This window comes from Chlorobium sp. N1 (genome assembly GCF_004332115.1).
Classification (GTDB): domain Bacteria; phylum Bacteroidota; class Chlorobiia; order Chlorobiales; family Chlorobiaceae; genus Chlorobium.
Genome location: NZ_SJPA01000004.1, coordinates 47354 through 73879 on the forward strand (window position 1 = coordinate 47354; position 26526 = coordinate 73879).

At 63.5% G+C, this 26526-nt stretch carries 28 protein-coding genes; 23 read left to right on the top strand and 5 right to left on the bottom strand.

Going from position 1 to position 26526, the window contains the following annotated elements; all coding sequences use genetic code 11:
- The first annotated feature begins 107 nt into the window (after nt 1-107).
- The 7 genes from E0L29_RS06845 (at nt 108) to E0L29_RS06870 (ending at nt 8274) form a co-directional block, all read left to right on the top strand.
- Nucleotides 108-2309: a bifunctional (p)ppGpp synthetase/guanosine-3',5'-bis(diphosphate) 3'-pyrophosphohydrolase gene (locus E0L29_RS06845; RefSeq protein WP_131356768.1), complete on the top strand. Its 2202-nt coding sequence runs from the start codon at nt 108-110 to the stop codon at nt 2307-2309.
- An 88-nt stretch (nt 2310-2397) separates the two neighbouring features.
- Nucleotides 2398-2985 (top strand): LemA family protein, encoded by a 588-nt coding sequence (locus E0L29_RS06850; RefSeq protein ID WP_165498853.1) that lies wholly within the window; start codon nt 2398-2400, stop codon nt 2983-2985.
- A 38-nt stretch (nt 2986-3023) separates the two neighbouring features.
- A complete protein-coding gene (locus tag E0L29_RS06855; protein ID WP_131356771.1) occupies nt 3024-3761 on the top strand; it encodes a TPM domain-containing protein in 738 nt (245 codons plus the stop codon).
- Between the two features lie 35 nt (nt 3762-3796).
- On the top strand, nt 3797-4432 hold the full coding sequence (locus tag E0L29_RS06860) for a hypothetical protein (protein WP_131356774.1): 636 nt from the start codon (nt 3797-3799) through the stop codon (nt 4430-4432).
- Between the two features lie 10 nt (nt 4433-4442).
- Nucleotides 4443-4616, top strand: coding sequence for a hypothetical protein (locus tag E0L29_RS11525; protein WP_165498848.1), 174 nt, complete (start codon nt 4443-4445; stop codon nt 4614-4616).
- A 124-nt stretch (nt 4617-4740) separates the two neighbouring features.
- Nucleotides 4741-5838 (top strand): glycine cleavage system aminomethyltransferase GcvT, encoded by a 1098-nt coding sequence (gene gcvT / locus E0L29_RS06865; RefSeq protein WP_131356777.1) that lies wholly within the window; start codon nt 4741-4743, stop codon nt 5836-5838.
- Nucleotides 5839-5877: 39 nt separating this feature from the next.
- A complete protein-coding gene (locus E0L29_RS06870; RefSeq protein ID WP_278248904.1) occupies nt 5878-8274 on the top strand; it encodes a DNA translocase FtsK in 2397 nt (798 codons plus the stop codon).
- Nucleotides 8275-8377: 103 nt separating this feature from the next.
- Here the strand turns inward: E0L29_RS06870 and E0L29_RS06875 are convergent, their stop codons facing one another.
- From E0L29_RS06875 to der, 3 genes are all read right to left on the bottom strand, one after another.
- The gene (locus tag E0L29_RS06875) at nt 8378-8632 is read right to left on the bottom strand and encodes a NifU family protein (RefSeq protein ID WP_131356780.1); all 255 of its coding nucleotides are present in this window, start codon (nt 8630-8632) and stop codon (nt 8378-8380) included.
- A gap of 101 nt (nt 8633-8733) precedes the next feature.
- Nucleotides 8734-9909: an Mrp/NBP35 family ATP-binding protein gene (locus E0L29_RS06880; RefSeq protein WP_131356783.1), complete on the bottom strand. Its 1176-nt coding sequence runs from the start codon at nt 9907-9909 to the stop codon at nt 8734-8736.
- A gap of 34 nt (nt 9910-9943) precedes the next feature.
- Complete coding sequence (gene der, locus E0L29_RS06885; RefSeq protein WP_131356786.1) at nt 9944-11254, bottom strand: ribosome biogenesis GTPase Der; 1311 nt, start codon at nt 11252-11254, stop codon at nt 9944-9946.
- Nucleotides 11255-11398: 144 nt separating this feature from the next.
- Between der and rplM the strand changes: the two genes are divergently transcribed.
- The 5 genes from rplM to pyrH all read left to right on the top strand — a co-directional run bounded on the left by rplM (nt 11399) and on the right by pyrH (nt 14921).
- Complete coding sequence (rplM, locus tag E0L29_RS06890) at nt 11399-11848, top strand: 50S ribosomal protein L13 (protein WP_131356789.1); 450 nt, start codon at nt 11399-11401, stop codon at nt 11846-11848.
- Nucleotides 11849-11869: 21 nt separating this feature from the next.
- A complete protein-coding gene (rpsI, locus tag E0L29_RS06895; RefSeq protein ID WP_131356791.1) occupies nt 11870-12259 on the top strand; it encodes a 30S ribosomal protein S9 in 390 nt (129 codons plus the stop codon).
- Nucleotides 12260-12419: 160 nt separating this feature from the next.
- Nucleotides 12420-13181: a 30S ribosomal protein S2 gene (gene rpsB / locus E0L29_RS06900; protein ID WP_131356794.1), complete on the top strand. Its 762-nt coding sequence runs from the start codon at nt 12420-12422 to the stop codon at nt 13179-13181.
- 44 nt (nt 13182-13225) lie between these two features.
- The gene (tsf, locus tag E0L29_RS06905; RefSeq protein WP_131356797.1) at nt 13226-14092 is read left to right on the top strand and encodes a translation elongation factor Ts; all 867 of its coding nucleotides are present in this window, start codon (nt 13226-13228) and stop codon (nt 14090-14092) included.
- 121 nt (nt 14093-14213) lie between these two features.
- Nucleotides 14214-14921 carry a UMP kinase gene (gene pyrH / locus E0L29_RS06910; protein WP_131356800.1) on the top strand — a complete coding sequence of 236 codons (708 nt, stop codon included), beginning with the start codon at nt 14214-14216 and terminating at the stop codon, nt 14919-14921.
- Here pyrH and recX read toward each other — a convergent pair.
- Nucleotides 14912-15427 (bottom strand): recombination regulator RecX, encoded by a 516-nt coding sequence (recX, locus tag E0L29_RS06915; RefSeq protein WP_131356803.1) that lies wholly within the window; start codon nt 15425-15427, stop codon nt 14912-14914. The genes pyrH and recX overlap by 10 nt on opposite strands.
- A complete protein-coding gene (locus tag E0L29_RS06920; RefSeq protein ID WP_165498849.1) occupies nt 15417-16835 on the bottom strand; it encodes a radical SAM protein in 1419 nt (472 codons plus the stop codon). The genes recX and E0L29_RS06920 overlap by 11 nt, the downstream gene beginning before the upstream one ends.
- A gap of 267 nt (nt 16836-17102) precedes the next feature.
- Here E0L29_RS06920 and bchF point away from each other — a divergent pair, with 267 nt between their 5' ends.
- The 11 genes from bchF (at nt 17103) to rfbD (ending at nt 26516) form a co-directional block, all read left to right on the top strand.
- Nucleotides 17103-17573 (top strand): 2-vinyl bacteriochlorophyllide hydratase, encoded by a 471-nt coding sequence (bchF, locus tag E0L29_RS06925; protein ID WP_131356805.1) that lies wholly within the window; start codon nt 17103-17105, stop codon nt 17571-17573.
- Nucleotides 17574-17583: 10 nt separating this feature from the next.
- Nucleotides 17584-17805 (top strand): hypothetical protein, encoded by a 222-nt coding sequence (locus E0L29_RS06930; protein WP_165498850.1) that lies wholly within the window; start codon nt 17584-17586, stop codon nt 17803-17805.
- Nucleotides 17806-17845: 40 nt separating this feature from the next.
- Entirely contained in the window at nt 17846-19951 is a 2106-nt protein-coding gene (locus E0L29_RS06935) for a bifunctional aldolase/short-chain dehydrogenase (RefSeq protein ID WP_131356808.1), read from the top strand.
- A gap of 44 nt (nt 19952-19995) precedes the next feature.
- Nucleotides 19996-20877 (top strand): 3-hydroxy-5-phosphonooxypentane-2,4-dione thiolase, encoded by an 882-nt coding sequence (gene lsrF, locus E0L29_RS06940; protein WP_131356811.1) that lies wholly within the window; start codon nt 19996-19998, stop codon nt 20875-20877.
- 99 nt (nt 20878-20976) lie between these two features.
- Nucleotides 20977-22308, top strand: coding sequence for a RuBisCO large subunit C-terminal-like domain-containing protein (locus tag E0L29_RS06945; protein ID WP_131356814.1), 1332 nt, complete (start codon nt 20977-20979; stop codon nt 22306-22308).
- The gene (locus E0L29_RS06950; protein WP_131356817.1) at nt 22295-23119 is read left to right on the top strand and encodes an SDR family oxidoreductase; all 825 of its coding nucleotides are present in this window, start codon (nt 22295-22297) and stop codon (nt 23117-23119) included. Before E0L29_RS06945 ends, E0L29_RS06950 begins: the two co-directional genes overlap by 14 nt.
- Nucleotides 23120-23138: 19 nt before the next feature.
- Entirely contained in the window at nt 23139-23627 is a 489-nt protein-coding gene (locus tag E0L29_RS06955) for an LptE family protein (protein WP_131356820.1), read from the top strand.
- A gap of 70 nt (nt 23628-23697) precedes the next feature.
- Entirely contained in the window at nt 23698-24135 is a 438-nt protein-coding gene (locus E0L29_RS06960) for a HEPN domain-containing protein (protein WP_131356823.1), read from the top strand.
- Nucleotides 24136-24148: 13 nt separating this feature from the next.
- Nucleotides 24149-25027: a glucose-1-phosphate thymidylyltransferase RfbA gene (gene rfbA / locus E0L29_RS06965; RefSeq protein ID WP_131356826.1), complete on the top strand. Its 879-nt coding sequence runs from the start codon at nt 24149-24151 to the stop codon at nt 25025-25027.
- A gap of 41 nt (nt 25028-25068) precedes the next feature.
- On the top strand, nt 25069-25653 hold the full coding sequence (gene rfbC, locus E0L29_RS06970) for a dTDP-4-dehydrorhamnose 3,5-epimerase (protein WP_131356829.1): 585 nt from the start codon (nt 25069-25071) through the stop codon (nt 25651-25653).
- Entirely contained in the window at nt 25650-26516 is an 867-nt protein-coding gene (rfbD, locus tag E0L29_RS06975) for a dTDP-4-dehydrorhamnose reductase (RefSeq protein ID WP_131356834.1), read from the top strand. Before rfbC ends, rfbD begins: the two co-directional genes overlap by 4 nt.
- Nucleotides 26517-26526: the final 10 nt, after the last annotated feature.

A 26526-nucleotide genomic window follows, 5' to 3' on the forward strand; every position in this document is an offset into this window, starting at 1 on the left:
ATTGTTTTGTTATGGATGAATAATGTTTTATAGAGAGTAGGAGGGGGAGGGGACTCCTTCCTTCTCCTGATCCCATACCACCAGATTCCAACGGAGCGTTAGAGGCTATGCTGGCCCAGATAGAAAAGGAGCACTACCAGAAACTCCACGACATCCTGCGCCTCGCGCGCCAGAACCTCAAGCAGGTCGACGAGTCGCTGATCCAGCGGGCGTTCTTCATGTGCTACCGCGCCCACGAAGGGGAGAAGCGCGCCTCCGGCGAGCCCTATTTCTACCATCCGGTCGAGGTCGCCACGATCCTGCTCAACGAGCTGCCGCTCGACGGCGTCTCGGTCGCCGCCGCGCTCCTGCACGACGTGATCGAGGACAGCGGCTACACCTACGAGGACATTTCCGCCGAGCTCGGTTCTGACGTCGCCGACATCGTCGAGGGGCTGACGAAGATCTCGGGGATCATGATCAACCGGGAGACCACGCAGGCCGAAGGGTTCCGCAAGATGCTGCTCTCGATGGTCAAGGATATCCGCGTGATCCTCATCAAGTTCTGCGACCGGCTGCACAACATGCGCACGCTCGAGTCGCTTCCCGAGCACCGCCGGCTGAAGATCGCCCTCGAGACCCGCGACATCTACGCCCCGCTTGCCCACCGCTTCGGTCTCGGAAAGATGAAGGTGGAGTTCGAGAACCTCGCCCTCAAGTACATCGATCCGGAGATGTACGAGTTCCTCCAGCAGAAGGTCCGCCTCTCGCGCGGCGAGCGGGTCGGCTACCTCAACAAGATGATCGCCCCCATCCGCCTGGACCTCGAGCGGCAGGGGTTCCAGGTCGAGGTGCAGGGCAGGGCCAAGCACCTGTTCTCGATCTACAACAAGATGCGCAACAAGAACAAGACCTACGAGGACATCCACGACCTCTACGGCATCCGCGTCATCATCGACACGGAGCGCATCGCCGACTGCTTCGCCGTCTACGGTTTCATCACCCAGAAGTATCCGCCGGTCCCGCAGCACTTCAAGGACTACATCTCCATACCCAAGCACAACGGCTACCAGTCGCTCCATTCGGCCATCATCGGCCCCAGGGGCAACATGATCGAGCTGCAGATCCGCACCCGGCGCATGCACGAGTTCGCCGAGTTCGGTGTGGCGGCCCACTGGCGCTACAAGGAGAAGATCAGCAAGGACGACGCCAGCATCGACTCGTTCCTGCGCTGGGCGCGCGAGCTCATCAAGGACGCCGATTCCGCTGCCGCCTTCATGGAGGGCTTCAAGCTCAACCTCTACCACGACGAGATCTACGTCTTCACGCCGAAGGGCGACATGAAGACGATGCCGGCCGGGGCCACCCCGATCGACTTCGCCTACGCCATCCACACCGAGGTCGGCAACGGCTGCATCGGCGCCAAGGTCAACGGCCGCATCGTGCGGCTGAATGCCGAGCTCAAGTCGGGCGACCGCGTCGAGATCATCACCTCGAAGAACCAGCAGCCGAGGGCGGACTGGCTGAAGCTGGTGGTGACCCACCGCGCGAAGCTGAAGATCCGTTCGGCCATCAACGAGGAGCGCCGCCTGCAGATCGAGAAGGGCCGCGGCATGTGGGAGAAGATGCTCTCCGGCACCAAGAAGCTCCTCTCGGACAACGACATCGTCCGCTACGCCCGCCGCTACGGCATCAAGACTCCTGCGGACTTCTTCAGCGCGCTGGCCAGCCAGCAGATCAACGGCGAGGAGGTCATGCGGCGCGTCACCAGCGATCAGCGCGAGCCGGAGCATCACGAGGTCCGCGAGGAGCAGGCGCAGCTCGAAGAGTACCTGCGCACCGCCCGCGAGGCCCCCGAGGACCGCAAGGAACCCTCGAAGCGCAAGGACGAGGTGACGATCGCCGGTATGAACAACATCGCCTACGCCTACGCCAAATGCTGCCAGCCGGTGCCGGGCGACGACGTCATCGGGTTCGTGACGGCCGAGGGTGTGGTCAAGATCCACCGCAAGAACTGCGTCAACGTCAGCAACGAGAACCTGCAGAAGAGCGAGCGGGTGGTCTCCGTGTCATGGAACCGGAAGGTGGAGACCGACTTCCTCGCCGGCATCCGCATCGTCGGCGAAGACCGCATCGGCATCACCAGCCAGCTCACCTCGGTCATGTCGAAGTCCGACACCAACATCCGCAGCATGTCGCTCAACGCCCGCGACGGGATGTTCGTCGGTACCGTCATGGTCTACGTGCGCAACACCGAAAAGCTCAGTGTCCTCATGGAGAAGCTGCGCCGGGTCGCCGGCGTCTTCAGTGTCGAGCGGCTTATCAGCTGAACGGACTGTGCTTATGAACTGTTTATCAAACCGAACCCTGAACCTGTCTAACCCCATACTCCCCATGAATACTTCCCGCATGAAACCGATGTTCAGCCGTCCGATGCAGCTCCTGGCGGTGCTCTTCTTCTTCAGCTCCCTTTCCGGGTGCGGATACAACAGCATCCAGCAGAGTGACGAAGCCGTCAACCGCGCATGGGGCGACCTCGAGTCGCAGCTGCAGCGCCGTGCAGACCTCGTGCCGAACCTCGTCGCCACGGTGAAGGGAGCGGCGGACTTCGAAAAGGAGACCCTCACGGCCGTCGTCGAGGCGCGCGCGAAGGCCTCTTCGGTGAGCCTGACGCCCGAGATGCTCAGCGACCCGGCCGCCATGCAGCGTTTCCAGAGCGCGCAGGGCGCGCTCTCCCAGAGCCTCTCCCGCCTGCTTGTGACGGTCGAGCGCTATCCGGAGATCAAGGCCAACCAGAACTTCCGCGACCTGCAGAACCAGCTTGAGGGAACCGAGAACCGCATCGCGGTGGCCCGCCAGCGCTACAACGGTGCCGTGGAGAGTCTCAACTACTCGATCCGCCGCTTTCCCAACTCCCTGACCAACTCGATGCTCCTGAAGCTGAAGCCGAGGGAGTATTTCAAGGCCGACGAAAGCTCCAGGGCGCTGCCGGAGGTGAAATTCTGAGGACAGGACGCGCCCCCGCCACCCGAACCGCGAGCAGCATGAAGGCCCTTTTCCGGAGGACTTCGGGTCTGCTCGTCCTTCTCTTCGCCTTTTCTTCCCCGCTCCTCCACGCCCTCGAGGTTCCCGCGCTTGCCGGCAGGGTGAACGACTATGCCGGGATGATCTCGCCCGCGACGCGCAGCGCCATCGAGCGGGCCCTCGAGCGTCTCGAGCGCGAGGAGTCGACCCAGGTGGCGCTCCTCACCGTCCCCTCGCTCGAGGGGGACTCCATCGAGGAGTTCTCAATCAGGGTCGCGGAGCGATGGAAGATCGGCCGGAAGGGGAAGGACAACGGCGTGCTCCTCATCGCCTCGCGTGACGACCGGAAGCTGCGCATCGAGGTCGGTTACGGCCTGGAGGGGAGCCTGACGGACCTCGTGGCGGGGCGTATCGTCCAGAACGAGATGGTGCCGCTCTTCCGCGCCGGGCGCATCGACGAGGGGTTCCGCCGCGGGGTGGCCTCCATCATCGCCGCCGTGCACGGGGAGTACCGGGCTGATTCCCGCGGGAACGGCAAGGGCGGGCGGGTATCGCTGCCGCTGCTCATGCTGGTGCTCTTCTTCATCTACTTCAGCGGTCTCTTCAACCGCCGCAGCGGAGGCGGAGGACCCTTCATCTTCGGCGGCCCGGGGGGCTACTACGGCGGAGGCGGAAGCTTCGGCGGCGGGAGTTTCGGAGGCGGATTCGGAGGCGGTGGAGGCGGTTTCGGCGGAGGCGGCGCCTCCGGGAACTGGTGAGGCTGAGTCAACTGCATAAACCCATCGACAGGAGCATGGCAAACGATCCGGTAACGAGGCTTCTCGGCGAAGCAGGGAGGCGGAAGGTGGAGGAGAGCATCAGGGCCGCCGAGACGCGGACCTCCGGCGAGATCGTCGTGATGGTGGTAGAGTCGAGCGCCCGCTACCGCCACCAGGCGATGGTCGGGGCCCTGCTCTCCTCGATGGCGCTTTCCGTGGCGTCCGCCCACTTCCTGGGCGGTGACGGCATGTGGGCGTTCCTCTCGCTCTTCGTTCCCCTCTTCGTCGCCTTCCATGAGCTGCTCGTGCGCATGCCTTCCCTCCGGCGCCTGCTGGCCCGGAAGGCGGAGATGGAGGAGGCCGTCGGGCGGGCCTCCCTCGCCGCCTTTTACGAAAAGGGCATCACCGGCACCGAGGGCCGTACCGGCGTATTGATCTACATTTCGCTTTTCGAACGGATGGTCCGTGTCGTGGCCGACCGCGGTATCAACGACAAGGTGGACGAGGGTGCATGGACGGGAGTGGTCGAAGGGATCGTCCGGGGCATCAGGGGGGCGGATGCCGCCGGAGCCCTGTCTGCTGCGGTCGAGCAGTGCGGCAGGCTGCTCGAGAGCCACTTCCCGATCCAGTCCGGCGACCGCAACGAGCTCAGCGACCGCATCCGGAGCTGAAGGAGGGATCATGAAGAAGCTATGCCGGCTCGCGCAAAAGGAGACGGAGCGCCACGCGGAGCTGCTGGCGCGGGAGGGCGGCGCCCGGTTCGTCTGCCGCCGCTGCGCCCGCGCAGCAAGAAAGAAGGACGCGCTCTGCAAGCCCCTGAAGACCCGTCGCCGCCGGCCGAAAGCCTCCACGTGAAAAGTTCGGCGCCCTCTTCGCCATGCGCTGCGGATTCGTATATTGAGTGACCGCAGGTTCAGGCCCCGGCGCCTGCAGCCTGAACGGCGCAGTTCCGTGAGGCCAACACCAGAAGATGAAGTACATGAAAAAAACAGCATTGTATCCCTGGCACGAGAAGGCCGGGGCGAGGATCATTGATTTCGGCGGCTGGCTGATGCCGGTCCAGTACTCGGGCATCATCGCCGAACACAAGGCGGTGCGCAGCGGCGCGGGCCTGTTCGACGTCTCGCACATGGGCAACTTCTCCGTCAGGGGCCCGCGCGCCCTGGAGTTCCTCCAGTACATGACCACCAACGACCTCGGCCGCGCCGTCGACGGCCAGGCGCAGTATACCGTGATGCTCTATCCCGACGGAGGCATCGTCGACGACCTCATCATCTACCGTATCGACAGCGAGACCTTTTTCATCATCGTCAACGCCGGAAACTGCGAGAAGGATTACCAGTGGTTCCGGGAGCATGTCGGAGCGTTCGACGGGGTCGAGCTTGAGGACCGTTCTCAGGAGCTCTCGCTCATCGCACTCCAGGGCCCGAAGGCCTTCGGGGTGCTCCGAAAGGCGCTTCCTGCAGTCGACGCCGAGACTCTCGGTTCGTTCCACTTCCGCAAGGCGGAGTTCCGGGGCGCTGAGATCGTCGTCGCCCGCACCGGCTACACCGGAGAGGTCGGCGTCGAGATCGCGGTCCCCAACGCCATGGCCGTCCCGCTCTGGGAAGCTCTGCTCGAAGCCGGAAAGGAAGAGGGCATCCTGCCGATCGGCCTCGGAGCGCGAGATACCCTGCGCCTCGAGATGGGCTACTCGCTCTACGGCCATGAGATCGACCGCGACACCAACCCCCTCGAAGCCCGCCTGAAATGGGTGGTGAAGCTCGACAAGGGGGAGTTCATCGGCCGGGATGCCTGCCTGAAGGTGGACGCCGATCCGAAGCGTTCGGTCGCCGGCTTCGCGCTCGACGGCCGCGCCCTGCCGCGCCAGGGATGCCCGGTCTTCAGCGCCGGGGGAGAGGAGATCGGCCGGGTCTGCAGCGGCACCCTCTCGCCGACCCTCCAGGAGCCGGTCGGCACCTGCAGCGTGCTGCGCGAGTATGCCAAGGTCGGTACGCCGCTCTTCGTGGAGATCCGCGGCGTCCGCCAGCCGGGTTCCATCCGCCGGCTGCCGTTCGTGAAAACCTCCCTCTCCTGAAGACGGGAGAACCCATAGCAATCTGTAAGTGGAAAAGGGGTGAAGAAGAAAACGGAGAACGCAAAGAGAGGGCCGAAGAAGCCCGGAAACGGAAAGCTCGGCCGCGAGATCGGAGGGCTTGCGCTGATGCTTCTGGCCCTCTTCCTCGCCGGTTCGACCCTTACCTTCCATCCCGCCGACCAGGCGGTCTATAGGGGGCTGGCATGGTACGACCTTACCGGCCCGGCCGCACGCGAGGCGGTTTCCAGGATCCATACTCCCTTCGGGATGCTCGGCGCCAGGACCGGTTCGTTCTTCGTCCGCTCTTTCCTCGGCTTCCCCTCGGTGCTGCTTTTTTCGGCCGTCTTCTTCTGGGGGCTTTCGCTCTTCCGCTCCCGGAGCCTGAAGCCGGCCCTGCTCTTCTTCCTCTACAGCGTCCTCGTCTCGCTCGACCTCTCCGCCATGGGCGGACTGACCGCCTTCGCCTTCAGCGACCTGCTTGCCGGAAGCATCGGCAGGATGCTGGCCGAGCTCCTCTCGACCCTTCTCGGCGCCGCCGGCGCCTGGGCTCTCCTCCTGGCGGTCGGCGCCGTTCCGTCGTACTATCTCGGTCGCACCGTCCTTGCCCGCATGCCGGAGGGATCCCTGCCGGAGGTGCGTTCCCCCTCCCGCATGCTCGAGCGTATCGGCCGGGTGTTCGGAGCGCTCCGCAAAAAAAAAGCCGTTGACCCCCAGCCGGAGCTGAAGCCCGACGTTCCTTTCGCCGGGGCCGCCCGTTCCGCCGCTCTCAGTTCCCTCGCCGCGCCGCCCCATGCTCCCGGGCCGTCCGCCGCGCCGCCTTCCGTCGCACCCGCTCCGAAGGAAGGGGACGACGACGGTGTGCCGCTCGTCGTGCACGAGGGGGTCCGTGAGGCCGGGGTCGGCCATGTCGACCGGCCGGGGAAGGAGCGCAACGGCTACCGCCGTCCCTCCCTCGACCTTCTCGAGAAGGGGCCGGAGGACGAGGGCGGCATCGACGAGGCGCACATGGCCGAAAGCAAGCGCCGCCTGCTCGAAAAGCTCTCCATCTACAAAATCGAGGTGGTGCGTATCGACGCCACCGTGGGGCCGAGGGTGACGCTCTTCGAAATGGAGCTCGCCCCCGATGTGAAGGTCAGCCGCGTCACGGCGCTCGAAAACGACCTGGCCATGGCCCTTGCGGCCAGGGGTATCCGCATCATCGCGCCGATTCCCGGCAAGAACGCCGTCGGCGTCGAGATCCCCAACAGCCGCGCCGAGACCGTCATGCTGCGCAGCGTGCTGCAGGCCGAGAAGTTCAGGAACAGCGGCTGCACCCTGCCGATTGTGCTCGGCAAGACCATCGCCAACGAGGTATGGATCGACGATTTGACCGCCATGCCGCACCTGCTCATCGCCGGTGCCACCGGTTCGGGCAAGTCGGTCGGCATCAACGTCATCCTCTCGAGCCTCCTCTACTCCTGCACCCCCGACAAGGTGAAGTTCGTCCTCGTCGATCCGAAGCGGGTGGAGCTCTTCCACTACCAGCATATCAAGGAGCACTTCCTGCTCCGCTTTCCCGGCTTCGACGAGAGGATCGTCACCGATCCGCCGAAGGCGGTGGAGGCCCTCCGGAGCGTCGTCAAGGAGATGGAGCTGCGCTATATCCGCCTCGAGCAGGCCGGGGTGCGCAACATCAAGGACTACAACGCAAGCGTGCCGGAGGGGGAGAAGTCCATGTACTACATCGTCGTCGTCATCGACGAGCTCGCCGATCTCATGATCACGGCCGGCCGCGACGTCGAGGAGCCCATCACGCGCCTGGCCCAGCTGGCCCGCGCGGTCGGCATCCACCTGATCGTGGCGACACAGCGCCCTTCGGTCGATGTCATCACCGGCATCATCAAGGCCAACTTCCCCTCCCGCATCGCCTTCCAGGTGGCCAGCAAGGTGGACTCCCGCACCATCCTCGACTGTTCGGGCGCGGAACAGCTGCTCGGCGACGGCGACATGCTCTACCAGCCCGCCTCCATGCCGAGGCCGGTCAGGCTCCAGGGCCCCTACGTCTCATCGCACGAGGTCGAGGCGGTGACCCGCTTCATCGCCGGCCAGCCGCTGCTCACGGAGGACGGCGACGTCCTTCTTCCGAAGGGCGATCCCGGACGGCGCGGGGCTCAGGATTACGGGACCGGAGGGCAGTCGTCCGGCGGTTCCGACGAGGGCAAGGATCCGGCCTTCGACGATGCGGCCCGCCTCGTCGTCATGAGCCAGCAGGGCAGCACCTCGCTGCTGCAGCGGCGCCTGCGGCTCGGCTTCGCCCGCGCCGGGCGCGTCATGGACCAGCTGGAGGATGCCGGCATCGTCGGGCCGCAGGACGGAAGCCGCGCGCGCGACGTCCTGATTTCCGACCTGTCGGAACTCGAGGTACGGCTGAACGCTCCTCCTGAAGAGGACTACTGAAAAGGGTCGTAAGAGGGGAGATGAAGGCCGGCGCCCGGGCCGGAGGGGAGTGCGGGATCGGTTCCCGGACCGCAGGGGCCCGGGTCGATTGACGGAGCGGGTCTCAGACGGATTCCACGCGGACGATTTCGGGGATGGCCTTCTTGATGGCCTGCTCCACGCCGGCGCGCAGCGTGAGGGTGCTCATCGGGCAGCTTCCGCATGCTCCGAGCAGCTTCACGTCGACGACCATGTCCTTGGTGATGCCGACAAGCTGGCAGTCCCCACCGTCGACCTGAAGGTAGGGGCGTACGGTTTCAAGTGCGGCGATCACACGGTCGTAGAGTGCGTCGCTGTTCGGCAGGTAGTCTTTGCTCATGGCTTACATCGTTAGTAATTAGGAAATACAGGTGAAGCTCCCTCTGGGGATCAGTGACAATATCAGCCCCGATCCCCAAAAAAACAACTCAAAACCGATCCTTAGTTCCCGCATCCGCACCCGCTGCCGCATCCGTGGCCGCGTTCTTCCCCTCCGCACGAGGCGTTGGCGATGGATACCCTGCGGGCCGCTTCCATGGCGGCCGCCTTCAGCGCTTTTGCCGAGGCGGAGTCCTGACGGCCGATGACGCAGGGGGTACCGCTGTCGCCGCACTCTCCCACGCCGCTCTCGATCGGTACGGCGCCGAGGAACGAGAGCCCCTGGGCCTTGGCGAACCGTTCACCGCCCTTCCGGCCGAAGATGAAGTCCTTCGATCCGTCCGGGAGTTCGTACCAGCTCATGTTCTCGATGAGCCCGAGGATCGGGACCTGCACCTTGGCGAACATGCTGACCGCCTTGGAAACGTCGGCAAGCGCCACCTCCTGCGGGGTGGTGACGATGACCGCTCCGGTGACGGGGATGGTCTGGACCAGGGTCAGCTGGATGTCTCCGGTGCCGGGAGGAAGGTCGAAGACCAGGTAGTCGAGTTCGCCCCAGTCCACGTCGGTGATGAACTGCTTGATGGCGCTCGAGGCCATGGGGCCGCGCCAGATGACGGCCTGGTCGGTCTCGATGAGGAAGCCGATCGACATCAGCTTCACCCCGTACTTTTCGAGCGGCTGGATCTTCTTGCCCTCCATGACGGGTTTCTCGCTGTGGAGCCCGAACATGGTCGGGATGCTGGGGCCGTAAAGGTCGGCGTCGATGAGGCCGACCTTCGCTCCGCTTTCGGCGAGGCTGACGGCGAGGTTGACGGCGACGGTGGATTTGCCGACCCCGCCCTTGCCGGAGGCGACGGCGATGATGTTCTTCACGCCGGGGAGCGGTTTGTCATGGGCGCCGCACCCTTCTCCCGAGCACTCGTGCCCTTCGCCGTGTGCGTGTCCGTCGCCCTGCTGGTGGCCATGGCTGCAGCCGGTGGTGACCTGGGCTTCCATCGTGACGCTGACGGCGCCGACCTCCGGTACCTCGCGCCTGACGGCCTCGATGCAGGCCTGTTTGATCTCCTCCTTCAGGGGGCATGCCGGCGTTGTGAGCACCACCGTGAAGGAGACGTCGCCCTCGGGGGTGAGGGAGACGTTCCGGATCATGCCGAGGGTGACGAGGTCCTTCTTGAGGTCGGGCTCCTGGACCGTGGAGAGTGCCCGGAGTATCTGCTGCTGGTCTATTGCGGCCATGGTGTTCTGGTCTGGGTTGAGTGTTTGGCGAGCCCTACTTCTGCATGAAGCGGAGCGAGATGGCGACTCCCTCGAGCTTGAACTGCTCGCGCAGCCGGTTCTCGAGGAACTTGCGGAAATTGTTCTGGACAAGCTCCGGATTATTGCAGAAAAATGCAAATACCGGCCAGGGGGCCTCGATCTGGGTCATGTACTTGATCTTCAGCTCCTTGCCCGTGCGGGTGGTGGGACGGTTGGCCGCAAGCGCCTCTTCGAGGAAGCGGTTGAGGGCGCTCGTCGGGATCCTGCGCGAGCGGTTCTCACTGATCTCCTTTGCCGTGTCGATGGCCCGGTAAAGGTTCTTTTTCGTGAGGGCCGAGGTGAAGATGACCGGGATGTAGGAGAGGTTGCCCATGTGGCTGCGGAGCGTATCCTCGTAGATCTTGCTCGTCTTGGAGTCCTTTTCTATGAGATCCCACTTGTTGACGAGCAGCAGCACGCCACGCTTGCGCTCGACGGCGAGGTTGATGATCTTCAGGTCCTGCTTCTCGATGCCCGGAGCGGCGTCGAGCATGACGATGGCCACTTCGCAGCGCTCGATGGCCCGCTCGCTGCGCAGCGAGCTGTAATATTCTATGCCGGCGCTGATTTTGGTGCGCTTGCGCAGGCCCGCCGTGTCGATGAGCAGGAACTCCTGCTGGTTGCGGGTGAAGCGGGTGTCGATGGCGTCGCGCGTGGTGCCGGGGATGTCGGAGACGATCTGGCGGTTCTCGCCCATGAGGGCGTTGACGAAGCTCGACTTGCCGACGTTCGGTCGCCCGATGACGGCAAGGAGTACGGCGCCGTCCTCCTCCGCGGGGGCGTCGGACTCCGGGAAGGAGAGCAGGATGGCGTCGAGCAGGTCGGCCACGCCGCTGCCGTCGCGCGCCGAGATGGGCCAGGGCTCGGTGAAGCCGGTGCTGACGAAGGAGGCCGCCTCGATCGCCAGCTGCGGCGACTCCGCTTTGTTGGCTGCCAGGAAGATCGGCTTGTGGGAGAACTCCCGGCGGAGGATCTTTGCGAGCTCCAGGTCTTCGTAGGAAAGGCCGGAGCGCACGTCGGTGACGAAGACGATGATGTCGGCGTCACGGATGGCCATCATGGTCTGCTCGAGCATGGCCGAGCTGATGACGCCGTCCTCGGGAGCGTATCCTCCGGTATCCATCAGGCGGAAGTCGCGGCCCTGCCAGTGCCCGTCGGCGATGTGGCGGTCGCGCGTCACGCCGGGCGTGGGGGCGACGATGGCGGCCTTCTCGCGGAGGATTCGGTTGAAGAGGGTTGATTTGCCGACGTTCGGCCGGCCGACGAGTGCTATAAGGGGCTTCATCTCGGGCTTGCAGCTGTTGGGTTCGTCCCCTTTGGAGTCCTGCTGAAAAGGGCGACGGTATAATTTGTAGAATTAAGTGAAATAATTTACATTGCTAAACTTTATTTTTCGGAAAAGTCCTGTTAAAACCATTGTACACACAGCATGAGCAAGACGCTTAGTTTTAAAACATATTCGGCCAAACCCGCCGATGTCGAACGGAAGTGGTATGTCATAGATGCGGAAGGCCAGGTTCTGGGCAGGATGGCCGCAGAGATCGCCAGGGTCCTTCGCGGCAAGCACAAACCGCAGTTCACCCCGCACGTCGATACCGGCGACTTCATCGTGGTGACCAACGCGGAGAAGGTTGCCCTCAGCGGAAAGAAGTCGGAGCTGAAGACCTACTTCTCGCACTCGCACTACCCGGGCGGCGTCAGGGTCGACTCCGTCAGGGACCTTCTCAGGAAGAAGCCCGAGAAGATCATCGAGCACGCCGTCTGGGGCATGCTTCCGCACAACAATCTCGGCCGCCAGCTTTTCAAGAAGCTGAAGGTCTACGCCGGCGCCCAGCATCCGCACGAGGCCCAGGCTCCGACTGAAATGAAAATACACTAAACAAATAAAGCTCCAGAGCGAATGAAAGAGGTTATCGATACCGTAGGACGCCGCAAAACCTCGGTTGCGCGCGTGTTCATGACCACCGGCAAGGGCCGCGTCGTCATCAACAAGCTGCCGGCCGAAGAGTATTTCAGGGATGAGGTCAAGCGCATGCATGCACTGCGTCCGCTGGCGCTGACCGAGAGGACCGAGGATTTCGACATCAAGGTCAACGTCAAGGGCGGCGGCCTCAGCGGTCAGTCCGGTGCGGTCAGCCTCGCCATCGCACGCGCCATCACCGAGTTCGACGAGTCGGCTCGCGCCGTCCTCAAGCAGGAGCGCCTCCTCACCCGCGATCCCCGCATGGTCGAGCGCAAGAAGTTCGGCCGCAAGAAGGCGCGCAAGAGCTTCCAGTTCTCAAAGCGCTGATTTTCCGTACAGCTTTTTTTCGTACAACATCCCACATGCCGCGCCGTTCCGGGGTCCTTCCCCGGAACAGCGCATCCCGGCGGTGTCCGGCGCCTCGGCGGCGGATTCCGGAGTGCGGGTGCGGCAGAGGCAACAACTAAACACATAAGGACACATTCACATGTCACACTTTCAGCTTGAAGAGATGCTCCGCGCAGGAGTCCACTTCGGTCACCTCGCCCGCCGCTGGTCGCCGAAAATGAAGCCGTACATCTTCATGGAGAAGAACGGCGTGCACATCATCGACCTCCAGAAGACGCTCGTCATGGCCGACAACGCGCTCAACGCGCTCGACGCCATCGCCCAGACCGGCCGGGAGATCATGTTCGTCGGCACCAAGAAGCAGGCCAAGCAGATCATCTCGGCCGAGGCTTCGCGCGCCGGCATGCCCTACGTCTGCGAGCGCTGGCTCGGCGGCATGCTCACCAACTTCTCCACCATCCGCCAGAGCATCAGGCGCATGAACGCCATCGAGCGCATGGAGACGGACGGCACCTTCGACATGATCACCAAGAAAGAGCGGCTCATGCTCGCCCGCGAGCGCGAGAAGCTCATGCGGATCCTCGGCGGCATCTCCACGATGACCCGCCTTCCGGCAGCCCTCTTCATCGTCGACATCAAAAAAGAGCACATCGCCATCAAGGAGGCCCGTTCGCTCGGCATCCCGATCTTCGCGATGGTCGACACCAACTGCGATCCCGAGCAGGTTGACTACGTCATTCCCGCCAACGACGACGCGATCCGTTCCATCCAGCTGATGGTCAAGGCCGTGGCCGACACCATCGTCAACGCCCGTGCCATGAAGGTCGAGCAGGAAGTGCTCGCCCAGATGGACGAGCCTGCGGCCGAGGGTGGAGAGGAAGGCGAAGCCTCCGCAGAGTAAGAAGTACATCAATAGAAATACATACAAGACAACAGCCTAGATACATGAGCCAGATATCAGCAAAGGACGTAAAGGATCTCCGCGACACGACCGGCGTCGGCATGATGGACTGCAAGAAGGCCCTCGAGGAGACCGGCGGCGACATGCAGAAGGCCATCGAATACCTCCGCAAGAAGGGAGCAGCCCTTGCCGCCAAGCGCGCCGAGAAAGATGCCAGCGAAGGCATGGTCTGCATCAGGGTGTCGGATGATTCCAGATCCGCCGTCATTCTCGAACTCAACTGCGAGACCGATTTCGTGGCCCGCGGCGAGGTCTTCACCGGCTTTGCCGGTGCCCTGGTCGAGCTGGCCCTCCAGAACCGCGTCGCTTCGCCCGAAGCGCTCCTCAAGCTCACGATGCCCGAGGCACAGGGCGGTGAGGTGGTCGACGACGCCATCAAGACCATGACCGGCAAGCTCGGCGAGAAGATCGAAGTCAGGCGCCTCGTTTTCTGCGACGCCTCGGACGGGCTCGTCGAGAGCTACGTGCATCCCGGATCCCAGCTCGGCACCATCATCCATGTGGCGACCGACAAGCCCTCCGAGGTCGCACCCCTCGCCCGGGACCTCGCCATGCAGGTGGCCGCGGCCGCTCCGATCGAGGTCGACCGTTCCGCCGTGCCGCAGGAGCTCGTAGCCAAGGAGTCCGAGATCTACCGCCAGCAGGCGCTCGCCCAGGGCAAGAAGGAGGAGTTCGTCGACAAGATCGTCACAGGCCGCCTCGACAAGTACTACCAGGAGGTGGTGCTGCTTGAGCAGGCCTTCATCAAGTCGAACAATACGAAAGTCTCCGACGTGCTCGCCGAGTTCCAGAAGCAGCACCAGGCTGCTGTGGAGGTAAAGGAATTTGTCCGCTACCAGCTCGGTGCATGAACCGACAGTGAAAAGCCTCGTTTGACGAGGCTTTTTTATTGCCCGTTTTTTTATGCAGATTTAATGAAGTCGGCTTTCTTCAGGTTTGCCCTCTAACCCACTCTCCCGGAGGATAATGACCATGCAATACAGACGCGTCCTGCTGAAACTGAGCGGCGAGGCTCTGGCAGGTGAAGACGGATACGGCATCAACGCCGAAATGCTCGAGCGGTATGCCGAAGAGGTGAAGGAGGCCCGCGACATGGGCGCTGAAGTCGCCCTCGTCATCGGCGGCGGCAACATCTTCCGCGGCGTCTCGGATGCGGCGAAGAACATGGACCGTGTCCAGGCCGACTACATGGGCATGCTGGCCACCGTCATCAACTCCATCGCCTTCCAGGATGCCCTCGAGCGCGCCGGCGTCTATACCCGCCTCCAGACCGCCATCAAGATGGAGCAGATGGCCGAACCCTTCATCCGCCGCCGTGCGATCCGCCACCTTGAGAAGGGACGGGTGGTCATTTTCGGCGCCGGAACCGGCAATCCCTATTTCACGACCGATACGGCCGCTTCGCTGCGCGCCATAGAAATAGAGGCGGACGTCATTGTCAAGGGCACGCGCGTCGACGGCATCTACGACTCCGATCCTGAAAAGAACCCCGCTGCGGAGTTCTTCCCGAAGATCTCCTACCTTGACGTCATCCGCAAGAATCTGCGCGTCATGGACATGACGGCCATCACGCTCTGCCGTGAGAACACCCTGCCGATCGTGGTGATGAACATGAACGAGAAGGGCAACCTCACCCGCCTCATCAAGGGCGAGGAGGTCGGTTCTCTCGTTCACGCATAACCTTCCCCGTTTTCCGTGAGGAGCTCATTGAGCGCCTCACGGATCTCCTCCCACATGAACCCTCTTCCAGAGAGGAAGCGTATCAGCTTTTCCCTCTCCTTCGGTCCCGGAGCGGAGCCGAGCGTGCGGAGCTTTTTCTCCGCCGCCCGCAGGCAGGGCCCCTTGGCGTCGTAGTCGCGGAGCAGTTCGTCGACGAGGTCGCGCTCGAGCCCGTGCTTTTGCAGCTCCATTTGCAGTTTCAGCCGGCCGGCCGGTTTCTGGCGGCTGCGGCTCTGGAGAAATTCGAGGCCGAAGGCGCGGTCGTCGAGGAGGCCGAGCTTCATGAGCCGCTCGAGCGCACGTGCGGTGTGGGTTTCTTCGAATCCTTTTCTCTGGAGTTTCTCCCCGAGCTCCCGGCGGCTGTGGCTGCGGAGCCCGAGCAGCTTGAAGGCGTGCGCGAGGGCCTGTTCGGGGGTGCTTTGAAAGGAGGTACGGCCCTTCCTGCCGTCGTGCCGGCTAGCTGACATGCTTCAGCGCTTCGGGTGAGAGCCCGTGCTGGGTCTCGAACGCCTTCAGTTCGTTATTGAGGTGGTGGCGGAAGGCGAGGTTGGTGATGATGTTGATCAGCTTCTTCGGGTTGTACCAGATCCTGCCCATGATGTGCCTCCAGCTGTAGATGCCGGCGTAGCTTTTCAGCACCTTGTACTGGAAGAGGAGCGGGTCGTAGCGTTCGCTCTTGATGACCAGATGCAGGGCGTTGTACTTCTCCCAGTCCTCGATGGTGATGAGCCCGTCGCGCTTGTAGTCCAGGTACATCTGCGTTCCCGGGTAGGGGGTGATGATCTGGAAGATCGGCATGAAAATGTGGTTCTTTTCGACGAAGCGGACCAGCTCGTCGATGTCTTCGAACGTGTCGATGGCCGGATTGAAGAGGAAGTTGCCCTGGATGTTCAGGCCTGCCCGGCGGCAGTCGTCGATGATTTTCGTGTATTTCTCGGCGGAGTTGACATGGCCTTTGTTGTAGGCTTCGAGCGTGCTCTGCTTGATCGACTCGAGTCCGGCGAGCACGAAGTTGCATCCGGCGTCGACAAGCTTCCTGACGGTCTTGGGGTCTTCGAGGAAGTTGATCGAGAGGAAGACGCTGAAGGTGATGTCGCACTCCCTGAGGAGATCGAGCGCCTCCCAGAGCTTCTTCTTGTTGATGCCGAGGTTCTCGTCGGTCAGCATGAACCAGGGTTTTTTCGAACCCCTGCTCGGCTTGAAGAACTGTTTCTTGGCCTCTTCGACCTGGGCTTTCAGCGATTCGGCCTTCTGTGCGCGGTACTGCTTGCCGGTGAAGTTCGGTGTCACGCAGAACGAGCAGTTGAAGGGACAGCCGCGGGTGACGTAGATCGGGATCGACTTGGTGCCGTCGACCTTCTGGCGCTTCGAGCTCTTTGCGATGCGCGCGTAGTCGATGGGGACGATCTCCCTGACGGGCGGATAGTCCTTGGAGTCGTAGAGCTGCCTGAGCTCTCCGCGGGCGACGTCGTCGAGGAGCGAAGCCCAGAGGTTGTCGGCCTCTCCGACGACGATGCTGTCGGCGTGGCGGGCGGCTTCTTCGGGGTTGAAGGAGATGTGCAGGCCACCGAGCACCACCGTCTTGCCGTGTGCGCGGAAGGTGTCGGCGATTTCATAGGCGCGCGTGGCTTCGAGCGTGCGCGAGGTGATGCCGACGAGGTCGTAGTCTCCGTCGTAGTCTATGGGGTCGTGGAAGTGTTCGTCGACGAGTTCGATCCTGTGCTGCGGGGGGGTGAGGCTCGTCAGGACCGCCAGCGCCATGTGGAAGAGCGGTTTCTGGTTGCTGTCGTCGTCCATCTTGCCCTGGGGCGAGACGAGGAGAATCTTGAGGGGGCGGGTTTCGGCTGCGGCTGCGGCTGCGGTTGATGCTGGCATGTGGTTCTGTCGGGAATCTCGGTGTTGGAAAAACTTCTCGATATCCGGGAAAGCCGCTGCCGGTCCGCCCCCTCGGGGCATGCTGGCAGTAAGTTGTGGCTTGAACTTTCAATTTATGTGAATTTTCGAAAAAAAACAGCCCGGAGCCCGCGCCGATGCCGGTTTTTTCATGCCGGGGGAGTCTCCCGGGTGCTTTTTCCCTAGGGGGGATTTTCGTATATTCGATGCTTTGAGTTTCGCTACCACTCGTCACTACCTTACTGTTTTATGCCTCGTTACACTCCGGAGCAGCTCGCCAAGCGCAACGCTTCGATCTGGACCGACATCCAGATCATCCTCGCCCCGATCCAGTTCATGATCTTCCTCACGGGCGTGACCGTGACGGCGCTCTACCTCAACGGCATCATCACCTCATTCTACTGGGTGAGCGTGGCGATTCTCTTCAAGACCCTCTTCTTCGCCCTGCTTTTCGTGACAGGCATGTACTTCGAAAAGGAGATTTTCGACAAGTGGGTCTACTCGAAGGAGTTCCTCTGGGAGGATATCGGCAGCACCATCGCCGCGGCCTTCCACCTTCTTTACTTCGTCATGGCCTGGATGGGCTACCCGAAAGAGGTTCTCGTATGGGAGGCCTTCATCGCCTACTTCACCTACGTGATGAACGCGCTGCAGTACCTTGTGCGCATCATCCTCGAAAAGCGCAACGAACACAAACTCCGCATGGGCGGCCATATCTGAGAACACCATCATGCTGCAAAGTTTTAAGAAGCTCTGGAACCTGACCTTCCTTTTCGTCGCCCCCTTCTGGTCCATCCTCGCCTGGATGATCTGGGATTCCGGCCAGCTCCAGACCGACCCGGAGCGCACCATCTATCTCCTTACTGTCGTGCCGGGGCTGCTCTTCGTCTACCTGTCGGGTTTCATGATCGAGAGCTGGCACAGGAAGAAGAAAGCGCAGTCCGCCCGCTAGGGGGCGCGGCCAAACATCCATACACCAAGCGGGATTCCCCATGCAGAACCTCTGGAACGACAGCGATCTACCCAAGGCGGCCGCCGGGCAGGAGATGCCCCATGAGCTCGCCGAACTCGTCTACGCCTCCCGGCTGCTCGGGCGCGAAGGCCGTCTCGTCATGCACGGCGGCGGCAACACCTCCGTGAAGACCGAGCTGTGCGACATCATCGGCAACCGGGCCAACGTCATCTACATCAAGGGGAGCGGGGTCGACCTGGCCGAGGTCGAGGCGCACGACTTTACCCCGGTGCGCATCGAACCGCTCCGCAAGCTCGAGCACCTGTATTCGACCGGCGAGCGGGAGAGCGATGCGGACAGCCGCAGGTTCTCGACGAGAGAGTTCAGGAACTTCCTCTACCTGAACCTTTTCGACCTGACCGACCACATGGTGAGCCATGCGCTCACACCCTCGATCGAAACGCTCCTGCACGCCTTCCTGCCGCACCGCTTCATCTTCCATACCCACTCGCTCGCATTCCTGACTCTCTCGAACCAGCCGGACGGCGAGGCGATCTGCCGCGAGGTGCTCGGGGAGTCCTTCGGTTCGGTTCCCTACATCAAGCCGGGCCTCGGCCTGGCGAGCTCGGCCGCCCGGGCCTACGAGGCCGACACCTCGATCCACGGCCTCGCGCTGCACAAGCACGGACTCGTCACCTTCGCCGACACGGCCCGCGAGGCATACGATCGCATGATTGAAGCGGTCAGCGCGCTCGAGCGGCGCATCGCCGCCGCCCCGCGCCGCCGGTTCCCGAAAGCGGAGCTTCCCCGGGAGCTCGCTTCCCTTGAGGACGTCGCCCCGGTCATCCGTGGCGCCTGCGTCGAGGAGCGGGAGGCGGGTACGAAGGATTACGACCAGTTCATCCTGGACTTCAGGACCTCGGAGGAGATTCTCGACTACGTCGGCGCCGCCGATCTTTCGGAAATGAGCCGCAAGGGGGCGATGACCCCCGACTTCATCGTCCGTACCAAGAACCGCCCGCTCGTCGTTCCCGCTCCCGACGCCGACGACATGGATGCCTTCAGAAGGGCGGTCCATGAGGCCGTTGCCGGGTACAGGAGTGATTACGAAGAGTATTTCACGCTGCAGAAGGCCGCTTCCGGGAGTGAGGCCGTTATGCTCGACCCGCTTCCGCGCGTGGTTCTCGTTCCCGGCGTCGGGCTCTTCGGCCTCGGCCGCACTGCCCGGGCCGCAGGGGTCAACGCCGACATCGCCGCTGCAACCGCAGGGGCTATTCTCGACGCCGAGTCGGTCGGCTCGTTCCTCTCGATCACCGACCGGGAGTCGTTCGACATCGAGTACTGGGAGATGGAGCAGGCCAAGATGCAGAAAGTCCGTTACGATGCCTTCGCCGGCAAGGTCGTCATGGTTACCGGCGGCGCCGGGGGGATCGGGCTGGCCACCGCGAAGGCGTTCCGCCGGAAAGGTGCAGAGATCGTCCTGCTCGATCTCCACATGGACGCACTTGAGCGTGCCGCCGAAGAGCTCGGCGGCGGGGTGCTCAGGATGAGCTGCGACGTTACCGACCGCGCGGCCGTGCGCCGGGCGTTCCAGGCTGCCTGCCGCCGCTTCGGCGGGGTCGACGTCATCGTCTCCAACGTCGGCGCCGCCCTCCAGGGCCGCATCGGCGAGGTGTCGGACGAGGTGCTGCGCAAGAGCTTCGAACTCAATTTCTTCTCCCACCAGTCGATCGCCCAGGAAGCGGTCCGGGTGATGAAGCTGCAGGGCACCGGCGGTGTCCTGCTCTTCAACGTCTCCAAGCAGGCGGTCAATCCGGGTCCGGATTTCGGTCCCTACGGCCTGCCGAAGGCGGCGACCATGTTCCTCGTCCGCCAGTATGCGCTCGACCACGGCCGCGATGGCATCCGTGCCAACGGCATCAACGCCGACCGCATCCGCAGCGGACTGCTCACGCCCGAAATGATCAAGGCCCGCTCCGCGGCCCGCGGCCTCAGCGAGCGGGAGTACATGGCCGGCAACCTTCTCCAGCTTGAGGTCACGGCCGAGGACGTCGCCGACGCCTTCGTCCACCTGGCGCTCGAAAAGCGGACCACGGGATCCATCACGACGGTCGACGGCGGCAACATCGCCGCGGCGCTCCGCTGAACCGATTTCATCATCATACCAACTGCAAACAGGAGATTACGACCATGGCTGAATACGACAAGGACAAACAGGCCAAAGAGTATTACACCGACGTACCCTTCAACCACCACGGTTTTTTCCTCAAGGGTGCGCACTCGCTCGACTGGGGCATGAAGAACCGCCTCTCCAGGATCTTCCGTCCCGATACCGGCAGGACCGTCATGTTCGCCATCGACCACGGCTACTTCCAGGGACCGACCACCGGCCTTGAGCGCCCCGACGTCAACATCGTGCCCCTCATGCCGCACGCCGACGCCATCATGCTCACCCGCGGCATCCTCCGCACCACGGTGCCCCCTTCCCTCACCAAGGCGGTCGTCATGCGCTGCAGCGGGGGCCCCAGCATCCTCAAGGAGCTCTCCGACGAGGAGCTCGCCGTCGACATCGAGGACGCCATCCGCATGAACGTCGCCTGCATCACCCTGCAGGTCTTCATCGGCGGCGAGTACGAGACCCGCTCCATCAAGAACATGACGCGCCTCGTCGACATGGGCCTGCGCTACGGCATCCCGACGATGGCCGTGACCGCCGTCGGCAAGGACATGGTGCGCGACGCCAAGTACTTCCGCCTGGCCACCCGCATCTGCGCGGAGCTCGGCGCCCAGGTCGTCAAGACCTACTACGTCGAGGAGGATTTCGACACCGTCGTCGCCTCCTGCCCGGTGCCGATCGTCATGGCCGGCGGCAAGAAGCTGCCTGAGAAGGATGCGATCACCATGTCCTACCGTGCCGTCCAGGAGGGCGCTTCCGGCGTCGACATGGGCCGCAACATCTTCCAGAGCGAGTATCCGCTCGCAATGATGAAGACGGTCAACCGCGTCGTGCACGAGAACCTCAACCCGGACGAAGCCTACGAGTACTTCAACTCGATCAAGGCGGAAGGCTGAGCCTTTCGCTTCATCGGAACTGCGCGGGGCGACTGCCCCGGCATTTTATTTAACGGGAACCCCCGACGGACAGCGAAGGGGGGGACGGACGCTTTGCTCATGAATACTGATGACATACAGGGATTTTTCTCCTCCAGGGAGCAGCTCGACATGGCCGACTACCTGACGCTCGAGTACTACGTCGAGTGTGTCGGGGACATCGAAACCGCGCTGGCGCACTTCTGCAGTGAGCAGTCGACGGCGCAGTGGCGCAGGGTGGGCCATGACGAGGACTTCCGGCCGACCTTCGCGGCCAAGGTCATCGGGCTCGAAGTCGAGGGCGAGCTCGAGCGCCTGAGCTATCCCGTCCAGCATTCGGAGAAGGGTCCCATCCACGCCTGCCGGGTCACCATCGCCCATCCTCACCGCAACTTCGGCCCGAAGCTGCCGAACCTCCTCACCGCGGTCTGCGGCGAGGGTGCCTTCTTCACTCCCGGGGTGCCGGTGGTGAAGCTGCTCGACATCCACTTCCCCGAGCCCTACCTCAACGCCTTCGAGGGACCGAAGTTCGGCATCGAGGGCATCCGCGACCTCCTGCAGGCCTACGACCGCCCGATCTTCTTCGGCGTCGTCAAGCCCAACATCGGCCTCAGCCCTGCGCATTTCGCCGAGATCGCAAGCGAGAGCTGGCTCGGAGGGCTCGACATCGCCAAGGACGACGAGATGCTTGCCGACGTCGAGTGGTCGACCCTCGAGGAGCGTTCCAGGGAGCTCGGCCGCGCACGGCTCCGGGCCGAAGAGGAGACCGGGGACCGGAAGGTCTACCTCGCCAACATCACCGACGAGGTCGGTTCTCTGAAGGAGCAGCACGACATCGCGGTGAGGAACGGCGCAAACGCGCTGCTCATCAACGCTCTTCCCGTCGGACTCAGCGCCGTGCGCATGCTCGCCTCCTACACGAAGGTGCCGCTCATCGGCCACTTTCCCTTCATCGCCGCCTTCAGCCGCATGGAGAAGTACGGCATCCACTCGAGGGTGATGACCAAGCTGCAGCGCCTTGCCGGCCTCGACTCCATCATCATGCCCGGGTTCGGCCCGAGGATGATGACGCCCGAGGAGGAGGTGATCTCGAACGTCAGGGAGTGCCTGCAGGATTTCGGCCACATCCGCCGTTCCCTGCCGGTTCCCGGCGGCAGCGACTCGGCTCTCACGCTCGAGACCGTCTACCGCAAGGTCGGCAGCGTCGACTTCGGCTTCGTACCCGGCCGCGGGATCTTCGGCCACCCGATGGGCCCCAAGGCCGGTGCTGCAAGCATCCGCCAGGCCTGGCAGGCCATCGAGCAGGGCATTGCGCTCGGGACCTATGCCGAAACCCACCCGGAGCTGGCCGCCATGGTTGCCGGTGCTCGCCCCGAAATCCTGAGGAGAGGGCCGGCTGATGGGGAAGCTTGAGGGAACGGTCGCCGTCATCACCGGTTCGACGAAGGGGATCGGTCGCGCCATAGCGCACGCGTTCGTCCGCGAGGGCGCCAGGGTGGTCGTCACCTCTTCTTCCGAAGCCAACGTCCAGAGCGCCCTCGAAGAGTTCCCCCCCGGCACGGCGTTCGGCCGGCGGTGCGACGTCACCTCGCAAGACGAGGTCGAGGCGCTCATCGGGGCGGCCGTCGAACGGTTCGGGCGCATCGACTGCTTCATCAACAACGCCGGCGTGTCGGATCCGTTCTGCAGCCTGGCCGAAAGCGACCCGGAGCTTTGGGGACGGGTGGTCGACACCAACCTCAAGGGCACCTACAACGGGAGCCGGGCCGCCATCCGCTATTTCCTCCGCCACAACCCGAAGGGCAAGCTCATCAACATGGCCGGCTCCGGAACCGATCCGGGCTCGAATACCCCCTTCATCAGCGCATACGGCTCCACCAAGGCCGCCATCGCCCGCTTCACGCGTGCCGTCGCCGCCGAGTACCGCGACAGCTCCCTCTCCGTCATGCTCCTCCATCCAGGCCTCGTGCGCACCGCGATGGTGAGTCCCCTCGATCCCACGCCCGAGCTCCGCCGGCAGCTCCGGACCTTCAACACCATTCTCGACATCTTTGCCCAGCCGCCATCGGTCGCCGCCCGTCTGGCCGTCCGGATGGCCTCCCGCTGGAGCGACGGCCGCACCGGAATCTACCTTTCCGCCCTCGGGGGGCTGAGAAAAAAAAGGTTGCTCCTGAGCTTTCCCTTCCGTAAAATATTGAACAGGATCGACCGCAGAACCTATTAACCCCTCTGGATACCGTGCCATGCTGAAGATTGCCGCGCCGAGGGTGCTTCTCCTGCTCTTCCTGCTCATGCAGGGCTGCTACAGCGTTACGGGCGGTTCCCTGCCGCCGCACCTGAAAACGGTCGCCCTTCCCGTCTTCGCCGGCGGTTCGGAGTACCGGGCGGACCTGACGCGCGAGCTCTCGCGAAAGATCGAGTCCGAAAGCCGGCTGCAGATCGTCTCTTCGATCGCCCGCGCCGACGCGCTCATAGAGGGAAGCATCGTTTCCTGGTCCGATACGCCGAACCAGCTTTCCGGCGTTACCGAGCGCGCGATCACCAACCGGGTCACGGTCGTCATCCGGGTCGCTATGGACGACCGGGTGGCGAAGCGGCCGGTTTTCTCGGAGCAGTTCGTAGGGTTTGCCGACTACACCGTCGGCGACTATCTCGGCCAGCAGCGGGCCATCCGCTCCTCGATGCAGCAGGTGGTCGACCGGGCGTTCGACCGGATCGTTTCAGGGTGGTGATCTTCATTAATTTCAATCAACGGGCCGGGTTCGGGATGCGGGACGCATTCCTTCGGCCGGGGAGGCCAGGATGGATGTAGGGAAGGATGTACGCTATCGTCTCGATCTTGCCAAAGGGTTCATGCAGGAGGCGGAGCAGGATTTCGGGCTCGGCCGCTGGCGCTCATGCACCTACGGTTCCGACCTTGCCGTCGAGAACGCCGGCATTGCGGTCCTGATGCTCTTCGGGGTTTCGCCCTCGACCCACAAGCCGGCCATGCACCTCTCCCATCTGCTCTCGGAAGGGACGCTCGAGGCCGCGGCGGCTGAGCTCATCGAGGAGCTCCTGCCGATGTGCGAGCGGCACGAATCGCATGAGAAGATGCTCGCCAAGTACGGTGACGAGGCCGGCTACCGCCTTCCCTGGGAGCTGTTCGAGGAGAAGGACGGCTCGGCCGCGCTCGAGGACGCCCAGAAGACTGTCCGGATCGCCTCCGAACTTGCCGCCATCGTTCCGGCCAAGGAGTGAAAAAAAGGAATACATGAAAGGAATCATACTTGCCGGCGGTTCCGGCACCCGGCTCTATCCGGTGACGAGGGGGATCTCCAAGCAGCTTCTTCCCGTCTACGACAAGCCGATGATCTACTATCCCCTCACCACCCTCATGCTTGCCGGCATCAGGGATATCCTCATCATCACCACCCCTGAGGACCAGTCCTCCTTCATGAAGCTCCTCGGTGACGGAAGCGACTGGGGGATCTCGCTCTCCTACGCCGTGCAGCCCTCTCCGGACGGCCTTGCGCAGGCCTTCATCATCGGCGAGGAATTCATCGGGGGGGACGACGTGGCCCTTGTGCTCGGCGACAACATCTTCTTCGGCTACGGCTTCAGCGGCATGCTGCAGGCGGCGGTCGATACGGTCCAAAAGGATCGCAAGTCCTGCGTCTTCGGCTACGCGGTCAGCGACCCGGAGCGTTACGGCGTGGCGGAGATCGATGCGGAGGGCAACGTGCTCTCGATCGAGGAGAAACCCGGGAACCCGAAGTCGGACTATGCCGTCGTGGGGCTCTACTTCTACACCGCCGACGTGGTCGACGTGGCAAAGAACGTGCGCCCCTCGGCGCGCGGCGAGCTCGAGATCACCGCCGTCAACGAGGAGTACCTCCGCCGCGGCAGCCTCCGCTGCTCCATGCTCGGGCGGGGGTTCGCCTGGCTCGATACCGGAACGCACGAGTCGTTCCAGGAGGCCGGCAACTTCATCCAGACGGTCGAGAAGCGCCAGGGCCTGAAGGTGGCCTGCCCGGAGGAGATCGCCTGGCGCAACGGCTGGATCAGCAGCGAAGCCCTGAAGGAGCTGGCCAAGCCGCTCATGAAGAACCAGTACGGGACCTACCTCATGCGGCTGCTTTCGCGGCCCTGAGCGGACTTTTTTCAGATAACCGAACCTGCCGCAAAGAAGCCATGCGCGTCACCGCAACCGACATTCCAGACGTCCTGATGCTCGAACCCGAAGTGTTCGGCGACGAGCGGGGCTATTTTTTCGAATCCTTCCGCCAGGACGTCCTGGAGGAGGCCGTAGGCCATGTCCGCTTCGTGCAGGACAACGAGTCGAAGTCCACGCGGGGCGTCCTGCGCGGGCTGCATTTCCAGAAGCCGCCCTACACGCAGTCGAAGCTGGTTCGCGCCGTATCGGGCCGTGTGCTCGACGTGGCCCTCGACATCCGCATCGGCTCGCCCTGGTACGGACGGCACGTGGCCTGCGAGCTCGACAGCGAGAGGAAGAACATGCTCTGGGTCCCGAAAGGCTTCGCCCACGGCTTCGTGGTGCTTTCCGCCGAGGCGGTCTTCGCCTACAAGTGCGACGAGTACTACCGCCCTTCGCACGAGGGGGGGATCTTCTGGAACGATCCGGCGCTCCAGATCGACTGGCGGCTTGAGGCTCCGGAGATCCGGGTCTCGTCGAGGGATTCCGCACTGCCGGGCCTTTCCTCCTGCGATGCGTTCCGCTTCGAGGAGTTCTCCCAGGACAGGATCTACCGCCGATGAACATCCTCGTCACCGGCGCGGGCGGCCAGCTCGGCCGTGAACTGCGCTCGCTTTCGGGCGGCTTCGGCGCCCACCGCTTCCTCTTTTTAGACCGTACGGCCCTCGATATCGCCGATCCGGCAGGCGTCCGGGCCTCTTTCGACGGGTTCCGTCCCGACGTCGTCGTGAACGCCGCGGCCTATACGGCGGTGGACCGCGCGGAGGATGAACCGGAGGCGGCGATGCGCGTGAACCGGGACGGGGCGGGCGTGCTGGCCGGATGCTGCCGGGACGCCGGCGCCTTCCTCATCCACGTCTCCACCGACTACGTTTTCGACGGCAGGGCCTCGCGCCCCTACCGCGAAACCGACGCCACCGGCCCGGAGGGCGTCTACGGTAACTCGAAGCTCGAGGGGGAGCGTCGCATCGGCGAAGCCGACCCTTCGCACGCCATCATCCGCACCTCGTGGCTCTATTCGGCAGGCGGCGGCAACTTCGTCAGCACCATGCTCCGGCTCGGCCGCGAGCGCGAGACGCTCGGGGTGGTCTTCGACCAGGCCGGCACGCCGACCCTCGCCGCGGATCTTGCCGCAGCCATCATGCATATCGCCCTCCGCCACGATCCGAAGTTCCATTACCGGGGGATCTGGCACTACAGCAACGAGGGGGTCGCCTCCTGGTACGATTTCGCGCATGCCGTGATGGAGCTCGGCGGGCTCGCATGCCGTGTGGAGCCCGTCACCTCGGCCGAGTTCCCGCAGAAGGCGGCGCGTCCGGCCTACAGCGTGCTCGACAAGAGCGCCATCAAAAAGGACTGGGACATCCGTATCCCGCACTGGAGGGACTCGCTCCGGACGCTTTTTTCAACCAACCATCCCTGTTAAAGGACACCAG

Bases quoted from the DNA above. Each gene is read 5' to 3' on its own strand.
- recX (WP_131356803.1), bottom strand. From the start codon at position 15,427: ATGTCAGCTAGCCGGCACGACGGCAGGAAGGGCCGTACCTCCTTTCAA.
- E0L29_RS06920 (WP_165498849.1), bottom strand. From the start codon at position 16,835: ATGCCAGCATCAACCGCAGCCGCAGCCGCAGCCGAAACCCGCCCCCTC.
- rplM (WP_131356789.1), top strand. From the start codon at position 11,399: ATGAGCAAGACGCTTAGTTTTAAAACATATTCGGCCAAACCCGCCGAT.
- E0L29_RS06855 (WP_131356771.1), top strand. From the start codon at position 3,024: ATGAAGGCCCTTTTCCGGAGGACTTCGGGTCTGCTCGTCCTTCTCTTC.
- rfbA (WP_131356826.1), top strand. From the start codon at position 24,149: ATGAAAGGAATCATACTTGCCGGCGGTTCCGGCACCCGGCTCTATCCG.
- E0L29_RS06935 (WP_131356808.1), top strand. From the start codon at position 17,846: ATGCAGAACCTCTGGAACGACAGCGATCTACCCAAGGCGGCCGCCGGG.
- E0L29_RS11525 (WP_165498848.1), top strand. From the start codon at position 4,443: ATGAAGAAGCTATGCCGGCTCGCGCAAAAGGAGACGGAGCGCCACGCG.
- E0L29_RS06845 (WP_131356768.1), top strand. From the start codon at position 108: ATGCTGGCCCAGATAGAAAAGGAGCACTACCAGAAACTCCACGACATC.
- gcvT (WP_131356777.1), top strand. From the start codon at position 4,741: ATGAAAAAAACAGCATTGTATCCCTGGCACGAGAAGGCCGGGGCGAGG.
- pyrH (WP_131356800.1), top strand. From the start codon at position 14,214: ATGCAATACAGACGCGTCCTGCTGAAACTGAGCGGCGAGGCTCTGGCA.
- rpsB (WP_131356794.1), top strand. From the start codon at position 12,420: ATGTCACACTTTCAGCTTGAAGAGATGCTCCGCGCAGGAGTCCACTTC.
- E0L29_RS06860 (WP_131356774.1), top strand. From the start codon at position 3,797: ATGGCAAACGATCCGGTAACGAGGCTTCTCGGCGAAGCAGGGAGGCGG.
- E0L29_RS06880 (WP_131356783.1), bottom strand. From the start codon at position 9,909: ATGGCCGCAATAGACCAGCAGCAGATACTCCGGGCACTCTCCACGGTC.
- der (WP_131356786.1), bottom strand. From the start codon at position 11,254: ATGAAGCCCCTTATAGCACTCGTCGGCCGGCCGAACGTCGGCAAATCA.
- E0L29_RS06950 (WP_131356817.1), top strand. From the start codon at position 22,295: ATGGGGAAGCTTGAGGGAACGGTCGCCGTCATCACCGGTTCGACGAAG.
- E0L29_RS06875 (WP_131356780.1), bottom strand. From the start codon at position 8,632: ATGAGCAAAGACTACCTGCCGAACAGCGACGCACTCTACGACCGTGTG.
- rpsI (WP_131356791.1), top strand. From the start codon at position 11,870: ATGAAAGAGGTTATCGATACCGTAGGACGCCGCAAAACCTCGGTTGCG.
- lsrF (WP_131356811.1), top strand. From the start codon at position 19,996: ATGGCTGAATACGACAAGGACAAACAGGCCAAAGAGTATTACACCGAC.
- rfbD (WP_131356834.1), top strand. From the start codon at position 25,650: ATGAACATCCTCGTCACCGGCGCGGGCGGCCAGCTCGGCCGTGAACTG.
- E0L29_RS06945 (WP_131356814.1), top strand. From the start codon at position 20,977: ATGAATACTGATGACATACAGGGATTTTTCTCCTCCAGGGAGCAGCTC.
- bchF (WP_131356805.1), top strand. From the start codon at position 17,103: ATGCCTCGTTACACTCCGGAGCAGCTCGCCAAGCGCAACGCTTCGATC.
- E0L29_RS06930 (WP_165498850.1), top strand. From the start codon at position 17,584: ATGCTGCAAAGTTTTAAGAAGCTCTGGAACCTGACCTTCCTTTTCGTC.
- E0L29_RS06960 (WP_131356823.1), top strand. From the start codon at position 23,698: ATGGATGTAGGGAAGGATGTACGCTATCGTCTCGATCTTGCCAAAGGG.
- E0L29_RS06850 (WP_165498853.1), top strand. From the start codon at position 2,398: ATGTTCAGCCGTCCGATGCAGCTCCTGGCGGTGCTCTTCTTCTTCAGC.
- tsf (WP_131356797.1), top strand. From the start codon at position 13,226: ATGAGCCAGATATCAGCAAAGGACGTAAAGGATCTCCGCGACACGACC.
- E0L29_RS06955 (WP_131356820.1), top strand. From the start codon at position 23,139: ATGCTGAAGATTGCCGCGCCGAGGGTGCTTCTCCTGCTCTTCCTGCTC.
- rfbC (WP_131356829.1), top strand. From the start codon at position 25,069: ATGCGCGTCACCGCAACCGACATTCCAGACGTCCTGATGCTCGAACCC.